Below are 20,369 nucleotides of genomic sequence, written 5' to 3' on the forward strand. Positions count from 1 at the left end.
TCTCCTACATTTTTTCAATATCAGCGCCCTGCTTTTCAAATTGCTCAAGCACGCCTTGCTGGCCACCAAGGTGCCCCGCCCCAACGGCCACGAATACGGTATCAGACTCATTTACCTTAGCGAGTTTTGTTATCCATTCATTATTACGTTTAGTGATCAGCTCGTCTAACGCCTTAGCAGGTAGGTTCTGGTTTAAGTAGTGGGTGAGTTTATCCAAATCGCCCTCTAGCCAGGTCTTCTGGATATCGGCAAAAACTTCTTCAATTTTTTCCACTTCCGCAAGCGTCTGCTCCAGCAATTCACCCTCACCAGATTCGCTTTGAGCCGCGCGTAAAGCATCAATTTGCCGCTCGACGGTTTCCAGCCCTTTAACCGGTATGTCCGAGTTTCTTGCCAATTCAAACAGTTTTCCCTCAGAGCCACCTTCGGCGGTGTAACCCGATTGCGCAATGGCTTGCGAAACAATGACAATTTGTGCGAACCAAGCATTGAGCTGTTCCAGCGCACTGGCGTTCATACCATACTTTTCAACCTGTGTAGTGAGCTGCTGCCAGGTTTCACTATCGACCGAGTCAGATAACTTACCCTCGGAGCGGCGGGCATGCTGCATAAATAAGGATTGAGCACTTCCTAACTTTTCAGGATGCACTTCAAACCATACCGTTTCGCTATTTTTAAGCGCGTTCCTTGCGGTTTCAGATAAGATTATCGCGTCCTTTTTTGCCGCATGCAGCGTGCCGTATACCCAAATGGTCTGGTCTTCTTTTGTAAGCTTGTAGAGGATTTCAGCCTGCGCGGAGGTACTCAATAAACACAATACAAAACTGATTAGTATCGTTTTCAACTTCAGCATGATTATCTCCGGTCTATTTTTGTAGCAGTAGTCTCATATTTTCCAGTATACGACAACTCTATAGCGCTCATCAGCCGCCAAAAGCTTGCGCCGGCGTACTATCTATTTGCGAATAACTTATCAACACTTTCTAAATGGCGATTAACTAATGGCTGGTAATGAGTAAGCTGCAGGTCATTAAGAAAAGAGTACTCCCCGTTGATAAAATCCTTATAAATGGGTTTCAACGTTTTAAAGCCAATATCAACATTAATCTCGGAAAACTCTTTTCGCAAACCATTCACGAGTCCACGAAGCGCCCCGTTTACTGCCATAGGCAGAGACGACAAGGCGCTGAACTCGTAGGACTCTTCGTACAAAAATTGAGTGACGCAACATGACTTTTGTGACCTCAGTCTGTCTGCCAGTATTCGGTATATTTGCATGACAGACACTATTTGCCGGGAAACCTGTTCATCAATAATTCGTGAAGGAATAGCCTCAATGGCACCAAACTTCAGGTCTCCCGGAAATAGAATCACTTCATCAAAAGAGCCAAACTCCAAAAAGGCTCTTTCAAGCTCATAGTTCAGACTCCAGTCATCTTTGGGGTCGCAAATACTACTGAAAGAGTGTTTATTGTTCTTTGATGTAGTTACATAGTCATCAGTGAAGCTTAATTCCCAGACCTCAGTTGCTGGAGATTTAAGGCCGCTTATAAACTGCTTCGCTAAAAGTGTTTGACTGTTAATGAGTAGATACTTATACATTTTTCTTCACCAAAAAATAATTCCTGGAGAGACGTGCGCTAGCAGCTGATACAACCGACAGACACTCCTGTTAACCACTAGCGCGTGATCCTCTATCATCTAGTACAAGACTTACGTATCACTTACCGAAATCACCTTTATTGAAAGCTCAGGCCAGAGTCCGAATTACCTTAACTGGATACCGCCGCCAAAGTTCCGGTAAATGTCGACTAAGCGTATAAAACTCTGTTGTTGTAATTGCGCCAGCTGGTCACGGCTGCTCAACAGTTCGCGTTCGGCATCAAGTAAATCCAGAAACTCGTTGCTACCCGCTTCGTATCGCTGACGGGCAATTTTCACGGCCTTTTTACTGGCCTGCCACTGTTGCTCGGTATTAAGTTGCTGCTCGCGGCTCAGGTTGTAACTGTTAAGCGATAACTGCATGTCGTTAATGGCGTCAAATACCTGTTGCTCAAACTGAGCCAGCGCCATTTGCGCACTGGCTTCAGCCTGCCGAATGCGTGCTTTTACCGAACCTAAATCGGCAGCCTGCCAACTTAAACTCGGTGCCACTGACCAGCTTTGTGTTTCACTACCCAGTGTTAATCCCGGGCCGGATAAAAAACCCAGAAAACCACGCACCGAGAGGTTCGGATATAAATCCGCTGTCGCCACACCAATATTTGCCGTACGAGCTGCTAATAGCCGCTCGCTACTTGCCACGTCCGCCCGATGGCGCAGATAGTTCTCACCGTCGACCACAGCCACCGGACGCTTCAGCTCGGGCAATTGCGGATCAGCACTTAACTCCAGCTGACCCGGTTCTAACGCCAACAATGCTGACAAGGTTGCATCCGCCGCCGATAGCGCTTCCCGGTATGCGGGCACTGACGATTTCACCCGGTGCAATTGCACGTCAATTTGTGCTAACTCCAGCTCTGAAGCCATGCCGACCTCTAATCTGGCCAGCACTATGGCACGACTTTGCTGCAAGTTTTCCAGATTTTCTTCGGCAACCTCCAGCCGCAACTGCGCTCCGCGGTACTCTCCGTAGCTGGTGGCCACCTGACTGATCAGTCGCACTTGCGCGTCGCGCCAGAGAATATCGGCTTGCTGCGCCTGAGCCTCCGCCGCTTCACTGGCTCGACGTAATTTGCCGAACAAGTCCAGATCCCAGCTTAAGTTGGCACCGCTGCTGTACCCGCGGGTAATAACGTCATCATCGTCTGCCGACAGAGTATTGTTTTCACTCGCCTGATAACCTGTTTCCAGCGTCCCTTTCGGCCATGAATTGTTGTCGGCATCACGAAATACCGCATAAGCCCGGTCGACATTCGCCCTGGCTTGCGCCAGGGTACGGTTCTGCTCCAGAGCACGTTCTACCAACTGATTAAGCTCAGCATCGTCAAACGCCTGCCACCAGTTCAAAGCCTGCTCGGCCTGCTGATACGGCTGGCTTAGGTTAATGCTTTCTACCTTCTCCGGCCTTTGGTAGTCCGGCCCCGCAGAGCAGGCGCTTAGCGACGCCACGAGTAGAGCCAGGGTTGATAGCTTCACTGTATTACGCATGATTACTTTCCTCCGAAGAGTTTTTCGCAGGCTCTGATAGCGCCTTTTTCTCGCCACGTTTAACCAACATGTAGTAGAACAGCGGCGTTAGAATCAGACCGAAAATGGTGACGCCTATCATGCCGGAGAATACGGCAACGCCCATGGCCTGACGCATTTCAGCACCGGCACCGCTTGAGAACACCATAGGCACGACACCCATAATAAAGGCAATAGACGTCATCAGTATGGGCCGTAAACGCAGGCGACCCGCTTCCAGAATGGCTTCCATGGTGCTCATACCGTGGTCCTGCAGCTCTTTGGCAAACTCCACTATCAATATGGCGTTCTTCGTCGCCAGCCCCACCAGCACAATTAAGCCTATCTGGGTAAGAATGTTGTTGTCCCCGCCATAGATAAGCACGCCGCTTAGTGCCGACAATAAAGTCATCGGAATGATAAGAATAATAGCCAACGGCAAAGTTAAGCTTTCGTACTGCGCAGCCAACACCATAAACACCAGCAGGATAACCAGCGGATAAATGAACATGCCCGCATTGCCGGCCAGAATTTGCTGGTAGGTCAGTTCTGTCCACTCGTAGGTCATGCCGTTCGGCAAGGTTTCAGCCAAGATTTTTTCAATGGCGGCCTGCGCTTCCCCAGTGCTGTAACCCGGCGCAGGACCACCGTTAATTTCAGCGGTGGTAAAGCCATTATAGTGCATTACCCTATCCGGCCCTGCCGTGTTGGTAATGTTCATAAAAGACCCCACTGGAACCATTTCGCCACTGCCGTTACGCACTTTCAGCTGACTGATCTGTTCAGGCGTCTGACGAAACTGCTCATCTGCCTGCATATTCACCTGATAGGTACGCCCGAAGCGGTTAAAGTCATTCACATACACTGAGCCCATGTAGGCCTGCAAAGTCTGGAATACCTCATCCAGGCTCACATCTTGTTGCTTAGCTTTCGTACGGTCGACATCGATATCGAGCTGCGGCACATTTACCTGATAACTGGAGAACACGCCGGTCAGTTCAGGCGTCGCCCAGGCTTTTTGCATCACCTCCATATTGACCTTATACAGCTCCTCGTAACCATAGTTGGCACGATCCTGGATTTGCAGACGAAAACCACCAATGGTGCCTAACCCCTGCACTGGTGGCGGCGGGAATATGGCAATATAAGCTTCATCAATAGCGGCAAACTTCTGGTTCAACGCACCCGCTATAGCATTGGCCGACATCGAGGAATCTGTTCGCTCATCAAAGTCAGTTAGCGACACAAACACAATTCCGGAATTCGGACTGTTAGTGAAACCGTTAATACTCAGACCCGGAAAGGCAATGGAATTCGCCACACCCGGATGATCCAGGGCAATACTCGACATTTCTTTGATAACTGCATCGGTGCGCTCCAGCGAAGCGGCATCCGGCAATTGAGCAAAGGCCACCAGGTATTGCTTGTCCTGACTGGGTACATAACCGGTGGGCGTCGTTGCGAACTGCAGACCGGTTAGCCCTAATAAAGCCACATACAATACGCCCACAATGACACCATAGCGGATGACTTTCTTAACCAGCCAGCCGTAACCTTTAGACAAACGGGCAAAAAAGCGGTTAAAGGGTTCAAATAACCAACGGCCTAACAGCTTATCCATACCGCGGGTCAGTATGTCTTTTTTCTCGCCATGACCTTTTAACAGAAGCGCCGCCAAGGCAGGGCTCAGCGTTAGTGAATTGATGGCCGAAATAAAGGTAGAGATGGTAATGGTTAAAGCAAACTGCTTATAAAATTGCCCGGTTAAACCCGACATAAAGGCGGTTGGAATAAACACCGCTGCCAACACCAGGGTCGTCGCGACAATAGGACCAGTCACCTCTTTCATGGCTTTTTGTGTAGCAGCAATAGGGGACAAGCCTTCGCTAATATTCCGCTCTACGTTTTCCACCACCACAATGGCGTCATCCACCACAATACCAATGGCTAGTACCAGTCCAAACAGCGACAAGGCGTTTAACGAAAAGCCCAGCATATGCATAAAGGCGAAAGTACCCACCAGCGATACCGGCACGGCGACCAATGGAATAATTGAAGCACGCCAGGTTTGCAGGAACAGCACCACAACCAGCACCACCAGCAATACAGCTTCGAGCAGAGTTTTGACTACTGCATCGATAGAGCCGCGTACAAAAACGGTTGGGTCATAAACTATGTCGTATGTTAAGCCGTCCGGAAAGCCCTCTGATAACTCCGCCATTTTGGCACGCACATCGTCGGAAATTTGAATCGCATTCGAACCAGACGCCTGAAAAATAGGAAGCGCTACCGCGTCTTTATTGTTCAGCAACGAGCGCAATGCATACGTCGAGGCGCCAAGCTCAACACGAGCGACATCTTTTAGGCGACTAATCTCGCCGTTCTCGCCCACTTTGATAATAATATCTTCAAACTCTTCGACGTCTGTCAGACGGCCTTTTACGTTGATAAGCAACTGAAAATCAGCATCGCCACTTGGCTGAGAACCTAAACTTCCGGCTGCCGCCTGCTGGTTTTGCTCCCGAATAGCCGCAGTGATTTGTGCCGGAGACAAACCCAGCGCCGAGACTTTATTTGGGTCCAGCCAGACCCGCATGCTGTATTCACCGGCACCAAATAACCGAACGGCCCCAACACCTTCTATGCGCGCCAGTTCGTCCTTGATATTTAAGTTCGCATAATTCGACAGGTACAGCATGTCGTAGCGATCATCCGGTGAAGTCAAATGCACCACCATGGTTAAATTCGGCGACGACTTCTCAGTTACCACACCTAAACGTTGCACCACCTGAGGTAGGCGCGGCTTAGCCCGCTCTACCCGGCTTTGCACCTGAGTTTGCGCTAAATTGACATCCGTGCCGATAGCAAAGGTAACGGTCAATGTCATGCGACCATCCGAGGTGGCCTGAGAGGACATATACAACATGTCCTCGACACCATTAATTTCCTGCTCCAGTGGCGAGGCCACGGTTTCCGCTATGACTTTGGGGTTCGCACCCGGGTAGTTCGCCGTTACCACAACCGTTGGTGGCACCACTTCCGGGTATTCGGTAATAGGCAGTTGCCATACTGCTATCGCACCGGTAATAAAGAACAACAGCGAGATAACCGCGGCGAAAATCGGCCGTCGGATGAAAAACTGTGAAAACATTGAGTGCCCCTTAACCGTGGTTATCTGCTGTAGATATCTGCGCCGTCAGTTCATTGCTGGCTTCATCGAGCAGCTGTTGCGCTTTACGTAACCGAACCAGTTGCTCGCTACTTGCCATTGGCACAGGTTGAGGGTCAATTTGCATATTGGCTCCAACTCGCTGCAGACCGTTCACCACAATTTTGTCCTTTGGCGTTAAGCCTTCTGTCACTATGCGCAGACCATTAACTTTTTCACCCAGCTCAATCGCCCGATACTCCAACTCGTTGTTGCTCTTAACAACCAATACAAACTTATTATTCAGGTCGGTTCCAACAGCCTTTTCGTCAATCAAAATGCCTTCATAAGAGTCGCTGCCCACCAAACGAATACGGGCAAATAGACCGGGTAACAAGGCGTTGTCATCGTTAGGGAAACTGGCGCGTATACGAATAGTGCCGGTTTGCGCATCAATGCGGTTATCGACAAAATCGACCCGGCCTACGTGCTGATAATTGCTGTCGTTAGCCAGTGCCATATAAACGGGGTTCGAGGTCGAGTCGCGGGTATCAGCTCGTTTACCTGTTTCAGCCAGACGTGCGTACTTGAGGTAGCTTTGCTCGTCTACATCGAAATACGCATACATTTTCTCGGTTGAAACCAGGCTGGTAATTTGACTTTGCCCAGCGCTCACAAAGTTACCAGCGGTAACCTGAGCATAAGATACCCGGCCACTAATAGGCGCAGTAATGCGGGTGTAGCTTAAGTCGAGTTCAGCGCGTTCCAGTGCCGCTTCAACCGAAGCAACGGTTGCCGCAGTTTGCTGTTTACGAGCTAAACGACTGTCCAGCAGTTCAGCAGAAATTGCCCGCTGGCTACTGAGTTTTTCAGCCCGGAGGTATTCCTTTTCCGCCTGAACCGCAGCGCTTTGCGCACTTTGCAGCTCAGCTTTAAGCCGCGCAACTTCGGTAGCGAAAGGTTTAGGATCAATCTGTACCAGCAAGTCTCCTTTATCTACCAGAGCCCCCTCGTTGAAATGAACTTCCTCGATATAACCAGAAACTCGGGGTATCAACTGAACCGTCTGTGGCGCTTGCAAACGGCCGGTGAATTCATCCCATTCGGTGATTCGCTCATGCACCACCTGCGCTACGCTAACTTGCGGCGGAGCCGGTGCCGCAGTCTCTTCTGCTGCTTCCGGATTGCTGCACGCGGCTAATACCAGCGCAGCAATACCTCCTAAAAGAAATTTTAACGTGTTTGTCGTACTCATGGCCTTGCTCTCCAAATTATTGCCCTATGCTGCAAAAAGTTGCATCAAATAAAACTAGCTATTTATGTACCGTTCGGTAAGAATATAGAAATCGAAGTTGCTGTCAAATGAATTTTGTACTGATCGGTAAAATTGATGTTTATTTTGAACTAAATACAGAAAAACGACGTAAGAACAACTGAAGCAACCAAAAACAGGCCGCCTTTAATACGAGGTAAAGTATAGTTATTGCAGGTAGAAATTAGCGTGCCGAAAACTGCTGACTACTTGCCTATTTCTATAGAGTCGATATGAAATCTCTGTTTCCGATTGATGCCAGCGGCCTTTTTGCCGCAGCAGAATCAGACAGAGTATCGCTGGACAGTATTCGCCCGCCTGTTTACTATGTGAGCGTGCCAGCAAGGGCATTAAAGTGTCGATGAGGAGTATAGCTATGACAACGAAAACTCAAACGGTTTGTCGCGGACGGCCATGTGCTTTTAATAAAGAAGAAGCACTGGGTAAAGCGTTAGAGCTATTTTGGCGTAATGGCTACGAAGGCACCTCATTAAGCGACCTGACAAAAGTGATGGGTATTAATAAACCCAGCCTCTACTCTGCTTTTGGTAATAAAGAACAGCTGTTTCTACAGGCTATCGACCTGTATGAAGAACGGCCTGATGCCTTCTTTTATCCGGCAATGGAGCAGAAAACTGCATACTTAGTGGTGCAAGCGATGCTGCGCGGAGCTGCCGACAGAATGGCGAACGCTGATCACCCTCAAGGCTGTGTCATTGTCCAGGGCGCGTTATCTTGTAGTGAGGCTTCAGCAACCGTTAAAGATGCACTAGTTAAGCGGAGACTTGAAGGGCAACAAGCACTCCAGAAGCGTTTTGAACAAGCGCAGCAGGATGGCGATCTACCACAGCATATTGATGCGGCTAATCTAGCTTCTTATATTGGTACCGTGTTACAAGGTATGTGCGTACAGGCTAATAATGGTGCCTCTACCGCCGAGTTATATGCGGTTGCTGATATGGTTCTGGAAAACTTTCCTAAGGCCTGACTTTTCGGGGTTAAACAAGCGCAACATGTAAGATCCTCCGCAATACTTGCCTAATACTACAACTCTTGAGCCATTCGCTAGTCGAAACGTAATACCCGCATCTATACTGATTAATCTGATTTAAAGGGTGAATCTAGCCACAGCTCGAGGATTACAATTATGTCTGATCAGTACCTTACCCGGCGAATGGCAGACCTGACACAGCGGCTGCTTCCGTTACTTACAAAAGAAAGCCTTACGCAAACAGCCATTGATGACATTTCACTGATGCATCTTAGTAACCCGTCCCAGGCTCGCCCCATTATTTATCGCCCCGCGGTTTGCTTTATGCTGCAAGGAGCAAAAGAGCTGCTGGTGGGCAATACCAAAGTCACTTACGAGCAAATGAATTATCTTTTGATTCCGGTCATGTTGCCGGTTTCTGGTCGAGTGTCACAAGCATCCCCGGATAACCCCTACGTCGGTTTAAGTTTTAATTTTGACACTGCCGAATTGCGTGAATTAATTCTGTTATTGGGCGACCGCATTCCTGCAACGGTAAAATCACATAGTAGCCTGTGTGTTGGAAAGGTCGACAGCGAAATGATGCAGTTACTGGAGCGCGCAACTGAATTGCTGGAAAAACCCGATGACGCGAAAGTGCTGTTTCCCTTAATTAGACGCGAATTGATGTATCGTTTGTTACTCGGAGAGCTGGGAGGTCTATTGCGAGATTTTAACCTTATAGACACCCAGGCAAGTCGTATTGCTCAAGCCATCGATATTATCAAACGCCGGCTACACGAGCCGCTGCGCGTTAAAGATTTAGCTAGTGCGGTACATTTAAGTGAATCTGCCTTTTATCAGGCATTTAAAAGTGTGACTGCCATGTCGCCCATTCAATTTCAGAAAAAGCTGCGACTAGATGAGGCACGGAGGATTATGTTGTTTGAAGGAAGCGATGTCAGCACCGCCTGCTATCAGGTGGGTTATGAAAGTCCATCTCAGTTTAGCCGCGAGTATAGCCGCTTATTTGGACAGTCGCCGAAAGCCGACATTAATGAATTCCGAGAGGCGTCTGAAAACAGTTACGCTCAGTTGGCCGGGTGATACTTCGTTTGATTCATTTTTTCGATGGTTGAGATAGATTATTTCTAATTATCTAAAGCTAGCGCACGAGCTAGTATAGGTGCCTCAAAATTGCTTTCACAGCAAGCGCAGTAATTAACAGGAGTACTTAAGTTGTCCGCATTATTTCAACCGTTCGAGTTAAAAGACGTACGTTTGCGTAACCGCATTGCCGTTCCCCCAATGTGCCAGTATATGGCTGAAGAAGGTGTCGTTAACGATTGGCATTTAAGCCATTACACCAGCCTGGCGCGTGGCGGTGCCGGCTTAGTGATTGTTGAAGCCACCGCGGTTTCTCCTGAAGGCCGCATTACCCCCAACTGCACCGGTCTCTGGAACGACGAACAGGCAAAAGCTTTTGCACCTGTTGTCGAAAATATTAAAAAAGCAGGCGCCGTTGCCGGTATTCAAATTGGTCACGCCGGACGCAAAGCCAGCGCAAACCGCCCGTGGGACGGGGACGATCATATAGCTGAGAATGATGCTAAAGGTTGGCAACCAATATCGCCTTCTCCTGTCGCTTTTGGCGCAAACTTGCCTCGCGAACCTAAAGAAATGTCGCTGGATGACATAAAACGCGTGCAAAATGACTTTGTTTCCGCTGCGGAACGAGCTCGTGACTTAGGGTTTGAATGGCTTGAACTGCACTTTGCTCATGGCTACTTAGGGCAGAGCTTTTTCTCTCCTCATGCGAACCAGCGTACTGACGAATACGGTGGTTCATTCGAGAACCGCGCCCGTTTTCTGGTAGAGACAGTTCGTGCGGTAAAACAAGTATGGCCAGATAACTTTCCGCTGACTGCGCGCTTTGGTGTGATTGAGTATGATGGCAATGACGAACAGCAAATGCAGGAGTCCGTTAAGCTGACTCAGTTACTAAAAGCTGAGGGACTGGACTTTTTAAATGTCAGTATCAGTTTCTCAACACCAAACGCCAACATTCCCTGGGGCCCAGGCTTTATGGCACCTATTGCGGAGCGCATTCGTAAAGAAGCGGATATTCCAGTGGCTTCCGCCTGGGGCATTGATTTACCTCAGCTGGCAGAACACACGGTTGCACAAGGGCAACTGGATTTGGTCATGGTTGGCCGTGCTCATTTGGAGAACCCTCACTGGCCGTACAATGCAGCCAAAGCACTGCGTGTCGAGAAGCCTTCTTGGGTATTACCTTCACCTTATGCACACTGGCTTGAACGCTACTAGGCAATAAGTTTTTCGCACCTCAAGCAAAGGCGGTCACCCTATACGGTGGCCGCCTTTGCTTATTAAGCACCGAGATCCATTAAGTCAGTTTACGCGTATAAAGGGGTGATGAACAAATAACAGGAGGAATAATGAATACAAGTGATAAAACAGCTGAATTCACGGCCCCTGGGATTAAAGACAAGTCTGCCCAAGACGCTATAGCACTACTCGACGACCGCCTGGTCGCACTGCTTGACCTCCAACTGACGCTTAAACATGTTCACTGGAACGTGGTTGGTCCAAACTTTATTGGCGTACATGAAATGCTGGACCCGCAGGTTGATAGCATTCGTGAAATGACCGATACCATCGCAGAGCGCATCGCCACTATGGGCGGCGTTCCCGCCGGTACCCCGCAGTCAATTGTGGACCGCCGTTCATGGAAAGACTATTCGATAGGCAGAGGTCTGGTCACTGAACATTTAGTTGCACTTGATAAAGTGTACAACGGTGTAAATAAAGACCACAGAGACGCGCTCAATAAACTCTCTGAACTTGACCCTGTTTCGGAAGACATGCTCACTGGCCAACTCGCCGAGCTTGAGCAATTCCAGTGGTTTGTCCGTGCTCATATCGAGTCAGCATCGGGTGAACTCAAAAGCTAATTAATTTGTACAATTAGTAAACCACTCCGGAAGCCTGGCAACCATGTTGTTGGGCTTTTTTGCTCTTAAAGCCAAACTACTGCAGTTAAGAACTTCCTATCACTGCGGGGTTCCCCCGATATAGCTAACAAATTATAACTTTGTTAATATCATTTGAATTAAAATAATAATCATAACGAGATCGCCACATGCAAAAGCTTCGTCCCGTTTATATTGCTCTATTAGGTGCCGCATTACTGCAGGCCTGTTCTCCCGCGAATCAAAATACCGAAACCAGCTCATCGACCTCTAAAAAAAGCGTTGAAGCTCCGGTTGCAGAAAAAGTCCCTCATGAAATGACTATTCATGGTGATACCCGCATCGATAATTACTACTGGATGCGGGACGATGAACGTAAAGACCCTAAAGTACTAGCTTATCTTGAGGCAGAGAACGCTTATACGGATGAGATGCTTGCTCACACGGAAGATTTGCAGCAAAAGCTGTTTGAAGAAATGAAAAGCCGCATTGCCAAAGATGATAACTCCGTACCGGTACGTGACGGCGAATACTATTACTCAACAGAAATGCGCGGCGATAACGAGTACCCTATTTACGTTCGCAGTAAAGATTTTTCCGGTATCGATAAGCAAGTTTTGTTAAATGTTAATGAGCTTGCTGAAGGTAAAGATTATTACTCTGTAGGCAGCCTTGAAGTTAGCCCGGACGATGCGATTCTTGCCTATAGTGAAGATACCGTTAGCCGTCGTATGTATGAAATTAAACTTAAGGATATGAAGACCGGCGAATTACTCCCGGATGAAATCAAAAATACGTCGGGGAGTATAGTCTGGGGCAACAACGGACAGCATTTTTATTACATAAAGAAAGACCCGGAAACCCTGCTCGGCTATCAAGTCTATCGTCATACCTTGGGTACCGAACAGCAACAAGATGAACTGGTCTACGAAGAAGAAGACACAACCTTTTACACCGGCATCAGCAAGAGTAAAGACGACTCTCAAATTTATATTGTCCATGACGCAACTGAATCTAAAGCTGTATCACTTATCGATGCCAATGATCCCAACGCCAAGCCTGTACCTTTTGTCTCAAGAGAAGACGGCCTGGAATACAGCATCGCCAAACACGGCGATGCTTATTATGTATTGACCAATCTGGATGCCGTGAACTTTCGTCTGATGCGGGTAAGCGCAGACAAGCTTGGCGATAAACAGCTGTGGCAGGAAGTTATTCCACATAAAGAAGACACGCGGCTGGAAGACATTGAGCTGTTTGACCAGCATTTGGTCTATAAACAGCGCCAGCGAGGCCAGACACAGGTGTTTGTGCGTAATTTAAACACCGGTGATGAACAAGAGATTTCCTTCCGGGATAAAGCTTACACGCTGTATTTTTATGGCAACAAAGAAGCCGATAACCCTGAGCTGCGCCTTTACTACACCAGTATGACCACTCCGGGTAGCCACTATAATGTGGACCTGAACAGCCTGGATAAAGCCCTGTTAAAGCAACAGCCAGTAGTGGGCGATTTTAAGCCTGAAAACTATGCTTCCGAACGGTTGTTTGTCACCGCCCGGGACGGTGCTGAGGTACCGGTAACACTGGTTTACCGTAAGGATAAATTCAAAAAAGACGGCACCAACCCACTATATCAATATGGCTACGGTTCTTACGGTTCAACTTCAGAACCCAGCTTTAGCAGCAACCGTCTAAGCTTACTGGATCGCGGGTTTGTCTTTGCTATAGCCCATATTCGCGGCTCGCAAATGCTGGGGCGCCCTTGGTACGAAGACGGCAAAAAACTGACAAAACAAAACACCTTTAATGATTTTGTCGATGTCACTAAGGCATTGGTTGAGCAAGGCTATGGCGCCAAGGATAAAGTCTTCGCCATGGGTGGTAGTGCTGGTGGTCTGTTAATGGGCGCAGTGATCAATCAGGCGCCGGAACTATACCTTGGCGTAGCGGCACATGTACCTTTTGTCGATGTTGTAACAACCATGCTGGATGAAAGTATTCCTCTCACTACCAACGAGTTTGACGAGTGGGGTAACCCGAAAGAGAAAGTTTATTACGACTATATGCTGTCGTATTCACCTTATGATCAAATTAGCGCTCAAGACTACCCTAACCTGCTGGTAACCACCGGCCTATTTGACTCACAAGTGCAGTATTTCGAACCAGCCAAGTGGGTTGCCAAACTCAGAGATTATAAAACCGATGATAATCTGCTGTTGTTTAAAACCGAAATGGAAGCGGGCCACGGCGGTGTTTCCGGGCGCTTTAAGCGCTTGCAAAACACGGCGCTGGAATACGCTTTCTTTCTCGATTTACTGAAAAGCAAATGAGCCAGTTCACACAGTCTCGAACCTATAAGGCAACATTATGAATATTCGCGGCATTATAAGCAGTGCCCTACTTATGTCGGTTAGTCTGTTCACTCAGGCTGCCGACACCGGGCACACATCTTCGCACAGCCTAACCTTGTCCGAAGCGAATAAGCTGGTGGAGCTACCACTGCATTGTGTCGAGACACCTTATCCATACAAAACGGGAGTAATACTGGGAAGTGCCGATGATTTAAAGGAACCTTCGGTTATACACCCGATTTTTTATGGCTGCTTTGACTGGCATAGCGCTGCTCATGGTTATTGGTCAATGATGACTTTATTGCGTCAGTTTCCAAACTTAGAACAGGCCGACGAAGTCAAAGCCATACTTAAAGGTAATTTAACCGCTGAAAAAGTGGCGCGCGAAGTCGACTTTTTCAGTAAAGATATTAATGACTCGTTCGAGCGCACTTACGGTTGGGCCTGGTTGTTAAAGCTGTCTAACGAGCTCCATTCCTGGCAGGACCCTATGGCCAAAGACCTAGCCGCTAACTTACAACCATTAGCCGATTTAATTGTTGATCGCTATATCAACTTCTTACCTCGATTAGTTTACCCAGTGCGGGTGGGCGAGCATACCAACACGGCCTTTGGCTTAAGTTTCGCCTACGACTATGCCGTTAACCAGCAGCACAACGAACTGCAGCAGTTAATTGCCAAACGCGCGAAAGACTATTTTCTGGAAGATAAAAACTGCCCCATAGGCTGGGAACCAAGCGGCTACGACTTTCTTTCGCCCTGCCTGGAAGAAATTGGCTTAATGCAGCGCGTTCTGCCGAAGCAGCAGTTTTTAACCTGGCTAGATGATTTTATGCCGCAACTCGCTGACCCAGAATTCAGTCTGGCGGTAGGTAAAGTTGGCGACAGAACCGATGGCAAACTGGTTCATCTGGACGGATTAAACTTTAGCCGCGCCTGGAACCTCTATGCGCTGGCTAACCAATACCCGCAGTACAGGCATTTACGCAAAATAGCCGATAAGCATATGGCGCACTCCTACCCTAATCTAATCGGCGATAGCTACGAAGGTGGTCACTGGCTTGGCAGCTTTGCTATTCAGGCGTTAAATCAAGCCCAGCAGTAATTGCTGGGTTTGCTAAAGAGCAAGCTTCGGGTCGGCATCAGCTAAAAAGCCTTCTATGATTAATAGCTCAGCCAGCATTACTCCTAGCGTCTGATGCTTTAGGTTTTACCACTTCTGGATAGTGGTATATCAATTAATCGTATCTAAAGGTGATGGTTATGTCTGATTATATCCGTATTGAAAAAGCCATGACCTATATGTCAGAGCATGTATCGAGCCAGCCACCCCTGGAAGACGTTGCTGCTCATGTGCATCTCAGTCCGTTCCACTTCCATCGGGTGTTTTGTAAATGGGCAGGCACCACACCGAAACGTTTCCTGCAGGCTCTTACCCTGGAACGCAGCAAGCGACTGCTGAAGGACGAAGGCTCTCTAATGGACGTATCCCTCAGCATGGGTCTAAGTGGAGGCTCCCGACTGTATGACCACTTTGTGAAGCTAGAAGCCGTAACGCCGGGTGAATACAGGAACGGAGGCCAGGGAGTTACTATTCAATACGGCGTAAATGAAACGCCTTTTGGTAAGATATTTGTCGCAATTACTCCACGGGGCATATGCCGCATTGAGTTTTTGGGCTCCAGAGCTGTTGACGAGATACTTGCCAGTGTGCATAAAGACTGGCTCAGAGCCTCGCTCGTAAGAAACGACAACGCGACCAACTATGTGGCTAACGTACTGTTTAGTCGATTAAAAGACGGGCAGTCTAACCCCTTGTCATTGCACGTAATGGGCACTAATTTTCAAGTGGCCGTGTGGCGAGCTTTGTTGAGGATACCATCGGGACAACTGGCCAGTTACTCCCAAATTGCCAATGCGTTGGGTTACCCTAAAGCGTCTCGGGCGGTTGGTAATGCTGTTGGCGCAAACCCTGTTGCCATGCTAATTCCGTGTCACCGTGTTATTCAGAAAAGCGGCGCTTTGGGCGGCTACCGCTGGGGCTCAACGAAGAAAGAGATGATTCAGGCATGGGAGTCCCTGCACGAAGAGCCCATAGAGCAGTAGCATCGCTCGATAACCGCGTTATTGCCCTTATTTAAGAAGAGTGCGAACGCCAGATTCGAAAGCGCGTCACGATGTACCAGATAAGACCGCCGATAAACATAACCAGAGGTATCACATTGATTTCGTTACTTTGCTGAGATTCCTCGGAGGTTAGAAAAAACCAAAGCACACCCACGATAAGAATAACGAGCGATAACACGCCTTGTATCTGCAAGCTTTTCGATGTGTTCTCGGAGGTAATCGCGCTGTTCTCGCCCGGTTGGTTCTCTTGTTCCGGTTTTTCACTCTTCACAAAACCACAGGCCGGGCAGCTATAGTTATTATCCAGTACCTGGTCTTCGCACTTTGGACATTTTTCGAATGCCATTAAAGTACCTCTCTGTTTTATTGATGAGTGTTCATTATTTAGTGTAGTCAAAAACTTTTGTGTTTGTCATTTCCATTACGCTGATGACATCCGTTATAAGCTGTGCCACGTAATAGGATTTTATGTATTTAAGTATATTTCTGACAGCCTTTCTGGCCGCCACAATACTGCCTGCTCAGTCTGAGTTTGTGGTCGTGGCAGCCCAGCGCATGGATTACGATGTCTGGATAACCTGGTGGCTGGCCTCAATCGGTAATACGCTGGGGTCAGTGGTCAACTATGTTCTGGGTCGTTTTTTGGTACGGTATCAGGATCGCCGCTGGTTCCCGTTCAAACCAAAATCTCTTGCCCGTGGTCATCGCTGGTTTGAACGCTTTGGTAAGTGGTCGCTGCTGATGGCCTGGGCACCCTTCATTGGCGATCCTCTTACGTTTATAGCCGGTATGCTGCGATTAACCTTCTGGCAATTTTTGATTCTGGTTTTCATTAGTAAAGCTGGCCGCTACGCTATTTTGCTGGGTATTACGCAGTTGTTTTAATAGCTCTCATCGCACCATTACACCTACCGGATTCACTCTAAAACGGTGACCTGTTTTTTTTAATCTGTGAACACAGACGAAAATTTTCTTTAAAGCTATACTCAGGTTCGATAATACGAACATAAGGCTTTGCAATGGAGTTTATTGATTATTACGAAGTACTGGGTGTAGAGCCGACCGCCGATAGTAAAGCAATTAAAACCGCGTACCGCAAACTCGGCCGAAAGTATCATCCCGATGTAAGCAAGTTACCAGATGCAGCCGAGAATTTTAAGCGCGTAGCCCAAGCCTATGAAGTATTACATAGTACTGAAAAGCGTGCTGAATATGATGCTTTGTGCGAGGCTCGCAAACGCGGTTATAACAATCAAAATAGGAAATCGAGCACCAACTATCACACTAATAATAGTGCGATGGGTAATCAGGACTTTACTGACTTCTTTAACTCAGTGTTTGGAGCAGCAGGTTCACGCAGTCGCCAACAACATCGTCAGCAACCTTGGTATGAGGACGCCAACCAAGCCAAAGGAGCTGATGTTGAATTCGACTGGCCGGTTATGCTCGAAGACACCTTGGCCGACACGACCAAACAAATTGAGTTCGTTATTCCGGTTTATGACCAACAAGGTTACCAGCAGCAAGTAAAAAAATCGCTCAAAGTAAAAATTCCTGCTGGCGCACGGGATGGCGAACGTATTCGACTAAAAGGACAAGGTGCCCCGGCTTACGGTAACGCCCCAAGCGGCGATGCTTACTTAACTATCAAATTACTTCCGCATCCATTATTTGATGTGGAAGCCAATAATCTTTTGCTCACCTTACCGCTCGCGCCATGGGAAGCGGCATTGGGAACTAAAGTAGAGGTGCCGACGCTCTCTGGCAAAGTTCAACTAACCATTCCAGCTTACAGCCAGGCAGGTCAGCGCTTACGTGTAAAAGGCAAAGGCTTGGTCGGGAAGCTCTCAAATGGCGATTTGATTGCCACAATAAAGATTGTGATGCCATCCTCACTAAATGAAAACAGTAAGACCCTTTGGGCTCAGCTCGCGGACAGCGAAACCTTTGACCCTCGTCGCGAATGGAGCGATAGATAATGACAACCTTACAACAAGTGTACTCACCCAATTTTCACCTGAGTTTCGAAGAGCTCTGTCTTTCTGCAAATGTCAGCGCCGAAACCATGCTTGAGCTGATTGAGCATGAAATTGCGGTACCAGTCACCGGAGAACACCCACGTCAGTGGATATTTCATGTTACCTCTGTGATGACAGTAAAAAAGGCGGCGCGTCTCAACCGGGATCTAAATATAGACTGGGCCGATCTCTATTTAGTGCTAAACCTGCTTGATGAAATTGAGCAGATAAAAGCTGAGAACCACAGGTTGAAGCAGCGGCTCAATAGAAAAATTTAGAAGAGCCGCCGGTAAATCAAACGTCTGGTCGGAGTCGATTAAAGCACGTTAAAGCTTATCGAACTCGGATACTCAGAGTTGTGATAAATTTTATGAGTTGCCTTTGTAAAGTCGCTCTCTTTTGCATTAAAAATGTTTTCAACGTAATTCTGGGGGTTAATATCCAGAAACGGAAACATGCTGCTTTGTATTTGAATCTGCAGCTTATGCCCGCGTTTGAACGTATGTAAAACATCGTACAACTCAAACCCAATTTCAGTTGGTTGATTTGGAACGAATGCTTTAGGCTCACTCATACTCTCACGAAAGCGCCCTCGTAACACGCCCCAACGCACAAGCTCATGGCGGTTCCCGCGCTCCATGTCAGCCTTATTGGTATTCTCATCAATGGAAGGAAAGACATCGACAAGCTTCACCACAATATCCGCCGCTGATTTATTGGTAGCGAACCATAGGTTAAGGTCGATGGCGCCGGCAATTGTTAAGTCCGATTCCAGCGTATCGGTCTCAAATACCAGAACGTCAGGTCTTCTCGCCGTAAAACGCTGATCTTCTACCATGTATGGTCTATCCCAGCCGCGACTGATTTCGGCAGAATGAGGGACCGGCTTGTTAGGATCACTTAGGTACTCGCTGCTACCCGTATTGTTTTCCTGCTCAACGATTTTTTCGTCATTTGCTAAATACAGGGTTTCTCTAGATGTATCCTTAGGCGGCCAGGCATCGAAACGGCGCCAGCGATTACTGCCTGTTTCAAACATGGTTGCCTTAGCCAGATTGGCTTCATCGGCGCCTTTTAGATGCTCTTTAAAAAATGGCAGCAACACATCTCTTTGAAACCAAGCGCTGGTATCAAAACCAAAATGAGCCTCTCCAAGTTCAGTACCGCCCTGCTCGCTTTGCCATTGACCGTGATACCAGGGCCCCATTACCAGTTGAACATGATCCTTCTTATTGTTGTCTGACATGGTTTGATAGGTATAAAGCGGTCCGTAAAGGTCTTCTGTATCATACCAACCGCCAACAACTAGCGTGGCAGGCTTAGTGTTTGATAAGTGCTGTAAAACATTTCGCGACTTCCAATAATCGTCGTAATTGGGGTGCTGAATAATCTCATTCCAAAATGGGCGTTCACCGTTAAAGTACTTATCGTTTACATTGGAAAGTGGCCCAAGATTTTTGAAAAACTGATAGCCGTCTGGCGTTTCAGTTTTCATACCTTCAGGCCAGTAAGCGAAGGTGCCATCGCGCTGCTTATCGAAGGTATCAAAAAATATGAAAGCCATGGGCGTGACGAAAGCGCCATTTCTATGAAAATCATCAAAAAACCAATCGGCAATAGGAGCCTGAGGTGAAATAGCCTTAAGCGCAGGGTGACTGTTAATTGATGCCACCGACGTGTAGTAACCGGGGTAAGAGGTTCCCCACATACCGACTTTGCCGTTGTTACCTTCGATATTGCTTACGAGCCAATCAATCGTGTCGTACGTATCTGTGGCGTCATCCGTTGCGTTCTTTCCGCGAGTGTAGGCATCCTGCGGGCGCATGTTGACGAAATCCCCCTCCGACATGAACTTGCCGCGCACGTCCTGGAAGACAAAAATAAAACCGTCTTTTTCAAATGCTTCGCTCGGTCCCAAACGTTTTTTATACTGGTCTACCCCGTACGGTGCAACGCGATAAGGCGTTCGCTGCATCATAATAGGATAAGATTTTCTGGTATCATTGGGTACGTACACCGACGTGAATAATTTCACACCATCACGCATTGGGATCTGATATTCATATTTGGTGTAGTTTGCCCTGATATAGGCTTCCCTTTCATCAGCTACATTTTGTTTACTAAATGCGGAGTTCACCGTTAGTAAACATATAGCCAGCAAAAAGCTGCGTATAACAACCTTCATATTCTGTCCCTTTTATTATTGAATTAACTCGTTTACCACCTCGAATGGATGCCGCGGATAGCCGTGTTCGACCTTTCTTTGTTATAAATCCAAA

The 20,369-nt window shown here is 47.8% G+C and carries 17 protein-coding genes; 10 read left to right on the forward strand and 7 right to left on the reverse strand.

Going from position 1 to position 20,369, the window contains the following annotated elements:
- Positions 1-4: 4 nt before the first annotated feature.
- From ACN0RF_RS08810 to ACN0RF_RS08830, 5 genes are all read right to left on the reverse strand, one after another.
- Positions 5-853 (reverse strand): TraB/GumN family protein, encoded by an 849-nt coding sequence (locus ACN0RF_RS08810; protein WP_417438724.1) that lies wholly within the window; start codon positions 851-853, stop codon positions 5-7.
- A gap of 98 nt (positions 854-951) precedes the next feature.
- Positions 952-1,602, reverse strand: coding sequence for a hypothetical protein (locus ACN0RF_RS08815; RefSeq protein WP_417438725.1), 651 nt, complete (start codon positions 1,600-1,602; stop codon positions 952-954).
- A 165-nt stretch (positions 1,603-1,767) separates the two neighbouring features.
- Positions 1,768-3,150, reverse strand: a complete 1,383-nt coding sequence (locus ACN0RF_RS08820; RefSeq protein ID WP_417438726.1) for an efflux transporter outer membrane subunit — start codon at positions 3,148-3,150, stop codon at positions 1,768-1,770.
- Positions 3,143-6,319 (reverse strand): efflux RND transporter permease subunit, encoded by a 3,177-nt coding sequence (locus ACN0RF_RS08825; protein ID WP_417438727.1) that lies wholly within the window; start codon positions 6,317-6,319, stop codon positions 3,143-3,145. The genes ACN0RF_RS08820 and ACN0RF_RS08825 overlap by 8 nt, the downstream gene beginning before the upstream one ends.
- 10 nt (positions 6,320-6,329) lie before the next feature.
- Positions 6,330-7,571 (reverse strand): efflux RND transporter periplasmic adaptor subunit, encoded by a 1,242-nt coding sequence (locus tag ACN0RF_RS08830; RefSeq protein ID WP_417438728.1) that lies wholly within the window; start codon positions 7,569-7,571, stop codon positions 6,330-6,332.
- Between the two features lie 433 nt (positions 7,572-8,004).
- Here ACN0RF_RS08830 and ACN0RF_RS08835 point away from each other — a divergent pair, with 433 nt between their 5' ends.
- From ACN0RF_RS08835 to ACN0RF_RS08865, 7 genes are all read left to right on the forward strand, one after another.
- Entirely contained in the window at positions 8,005-8,616 is a 612-nt protein-coding gene (locus ACN0RF_RS08835; protein ID WP_417438729.1) for a TetR/AcrR family transcriptional regulator, read from the forward strand.
- Positions 8,617-8,775: 159 nt separating this feature from the next.
- Entirely contained in the window at positions 8,776-9,705 is a 930-nt protein-coding gene (locus ACN0RF_RS08840) for an AraC family transcriptional regulator N-terminal domain-containing protein (RefSeq protein ID WP_417438730.1), read from the forward strand.
- Between the two features lie 132 nt (positions 9,706-9,837).
- On the forward strand, positions 9,838-10,926 hold the full coding sequence (locus ACN0RF_RS08845; protein ID WP_417438731.1) for an NADH:flavin oxidoreductase/NADH oxidase: 1,089 nt from the start codon (positions 9,838-9,840) through the stop codon (positions 10,924-10,926).
- Between the two features lie 131 nt (positions 10,927-11,057).
- A complete protein-coding gene (dps, locus tag ACN0RF_RS08850; protein ID WP_417438732.1) occupies positions 11,058-11,573 on the forward strand; it encodes a DNA starvation/stationary phase protection protein Dps in 516 nt (171 codons plus the stop codon).
- Positions 11,574-11,761: 188 nt separating this feature from the next.
- Positions 11,762-13,924 carry a S9 family peptidase gene (locus ACN0RF_RS08855; RefSeq protein ID WP_417438733.1) on the forward strand — a complete coding sequence of 721 codons (2,163 nt, stop codon included), beginning with the start codon at positions 11,762-11,764 and terminating at the stop codon, positions 13,922-13,924.
- A 37-nt stretch (positions 13,925-13,961) separates the two neighbouring features.
- Positions 13,962-15,050, forward strand: a complete 1,089-nt coding sequence (locus ACN0RF_RS08860; protein WP_417438734.1) for a DUF2891 domain-containing protein — start codon at positions 13,962-13,964, stop codon at positions 15,048-15,050.
- A 158-nt stretch (positions 15,051-15,208) separates the two neighbouring features.
- A complete protein-coding gene (locus tag ACN0RF_RS08865; RefSeq protein WP_417438735.1) occupies positions 15,209-16,051 on the forward strand; it encodes a bifunctional transcriptional activator/DNA repair enzyme AdaA in 843 nt (280 codons plus the stop codon).
- 31 nt (positions 16,052-16,082) lie between these two features.
- Here the strand turns inward: ACN0RF_RS08865 and ACN0RF_RS08870 are convergent, their stop codons facing one another.
- Positions 16,083-16,418 (reverse strand): zinc ribbon domain-containing protein, encoded by a 336-nt coding sequence (locus ACN0RF_RS08870; protein ID WP_417438736.1) that lies wholly within the window; start codon positions 16,416-16,418, stop codon positions 16,083-16,085.
- Positions 16,419-16,540: 122 nt separating this feature from the next.
- Between ACN0RF_RS08870 and ACN0RF_RS08875 the strand changes: the two genes are divergently transcribed.
- The 3 genes from ACN0RF_RS08875 to ACN0RF_RS08885 all read left to right on the forward strand — a co-directional run bounded on the left by ACN0RF_RS08875 (position 16,541) and on the right by ACN0RF_RS08885 (position 18,368).
- A complete protein-coding gene (locus ACN0RF_RS08875; protein ID WP_417438737.1) occupies positions 16,541-16,957 on the forward strand; it encodes a YqaA family protein in 417 nt (138 codons plus the stop codon).
- Between the two features lie 134 nt (positions 16,958-17,091).
- Positions 17,092-18,051, forward strand: coding sequence for a DnaJ C-terminal domain-containing protein (locus ACN0RF_RS08880; RefSeq protein ID WP_417438738.1), 960 nt, complete (start codon positions 17,092-17,094; stop codon positions 18,049-18,051).
- The gene (locus tag ACN0RF_RS08885; RefSeq protein WP_417438739.1) at positions 18,051-18,368 is read left to right on the forward strand and encodes a chaperone modulator CbpM; all 318 of its coding nucleotides are present in this window, start codon (positions 18,051-18,053) and stop codon (positions 18,366-18,368) included. Before ACN0RF_RS08880 ends, ACN0RF_RS08885 begins: the two co-directional genes overlap by 1 nt.
- A gap of 38 nt (positions 18,369-18,406) precedes the next feature.
- Here the strand turns inward: ACN0RF_RS08885 and ACN0RF_RS08890 are convergent, their stop codons facing one another.
- A complete protein-coding gene (locus ACN0RF_RS08890; protein WP_417438740.1) occupies positions 18,407-20,275 on the reverse strand; it encodes a CocE/NonD family hydrolase in 1,869 nt (622 codons plus the stop codon).
- Positions 20,276-20,369: the final 94 nt, after the last annotated feature.

The organism is Idiomarina sp. (assembly GCF_048260185.1).
In the GTDB taxonomy this organism is placed as follows: Bacteria; Pseudomonadota; Gammaproteobacteria; order Enterobacterales; family Alteromonadaceae; genus Idiomarina.

Excerpts from the sequence above, each read along its gene's own strand:
- ACN0RF_RS08840 (WP_417438730.1), top strand. The coding sequence starts at position 8,776 with ATGTCTGATCAGTACCTTACCCGGCGAATGGCAGACCTGACACAGCGG.
- ACN0RF_RS08860 (WP_417438734.1), top strand. The coding sequence starts at position 13,962 with ATGAATATTCGCGGCATTATAAGCAGTGCCCTACTTATGTCGGTTAGT.
- ACN0RF_RS08870 (WP_417438736.1), bottom strand. The coding sequence starts at position 16,418 with ATGGCATTCGAAAAATGTCCAAAGTGCGAAGACCAGGTACTGGATAAT.
- ACN0RF_RS08810 (WP_417438724.1), bottom strand. The coding sequence starts at position 853 with ATGCTGAAGTTGAAAACGATACTAATCAGTTTTGTATTGTGTTTATTG.
- ACN0RF_RS08815 (WP_417438725.1), bottom strand. The coding sequence starts at position 1,602 with ATGTATAAGTATCTACTCATTAACAGTCAAACACTTTTAGCGAAGCAG.
- ACN0RF_RS08890 (WP_417438740.1), bottom strand. The coding sequence starts at position 20,275 with ATGAAGGTTGTTATACGCAGCTTTTTGCTGGCTATATGTTTACTAACG.
- ACN0RF_RS08825 (WP_417438727.1), bottom strand. The coding sequence starts at position 6,319 with ATGTTTTCACAGTTTTTCATCCGACGGCCGATTTTCGCCGCGGTTATC.
- ACN0RF_RS08835 (WP_417438729.1), top strand. The coding sequence starts at position 8,005 with ATGACAACGAAAACTCAAACGGTTTGTCGCGGACGGCCATGTGCTTTT.
- ACN0RF_RS08865 (WP_417438735.1), top strand. The coding sequence starts at position 15,209 with ATGTCTGATTATATCCGTATTGAAAAAGCCATGACCTATATGTCAGAG.
- ACN0RF_RS08855 (WP_417438733.1), top strand. The coding sequence starts at position 11,762 with ATGCAAAAGCTTCGTCCCGTTTATATTGCTCTATTAGGTGCCGCATTA.
- ACN0RF_RS08830 (WP_417438728.1), bottom strand. The coding sequence starts at position 7,571 with ATGAGTACGACAAACACGTTAAAATTTCTTTTAGGAGGTATTGCTGCG.
- dps (WP_417438732.1), top strand. The coding sequence starts at position 11,058 with ATGAATACAAGTGATAAAACAGCTGAATTCACGGCCCCTGGGATTAAA.
- ACN0RF_RS08885 (WP_417438739.1), top strand. The coding sequence starts at position 18,051 with ATGACAACCTTACAACAAGTGTACTCACCCAATTTTCACCTGAGTTTC.
- ACN0RF_RS08880 (WP_417438738.1), top strand. The coding sequence starts at position 17,092 with ATGGAGTTTATTGATTATTACGAAGTACTGGGTGTAGAGCCGACCGCC.
- ACN0RF_RS08820 (WP_417438726.1), bottom strand. The coding sequence starts at position 3,150 with ATGCGTAATACAGTGAAGCTATCAACCCTGGCTCTACTCGTGGCGTCG.
- ACN0RF_RS08875 (WP_417438737.1), top strand. The coding sequence starts at position 16,541 with ATGTATTTAAGTATATTTCTGACAGCCTTTCTGGCCGCCACAATACTG.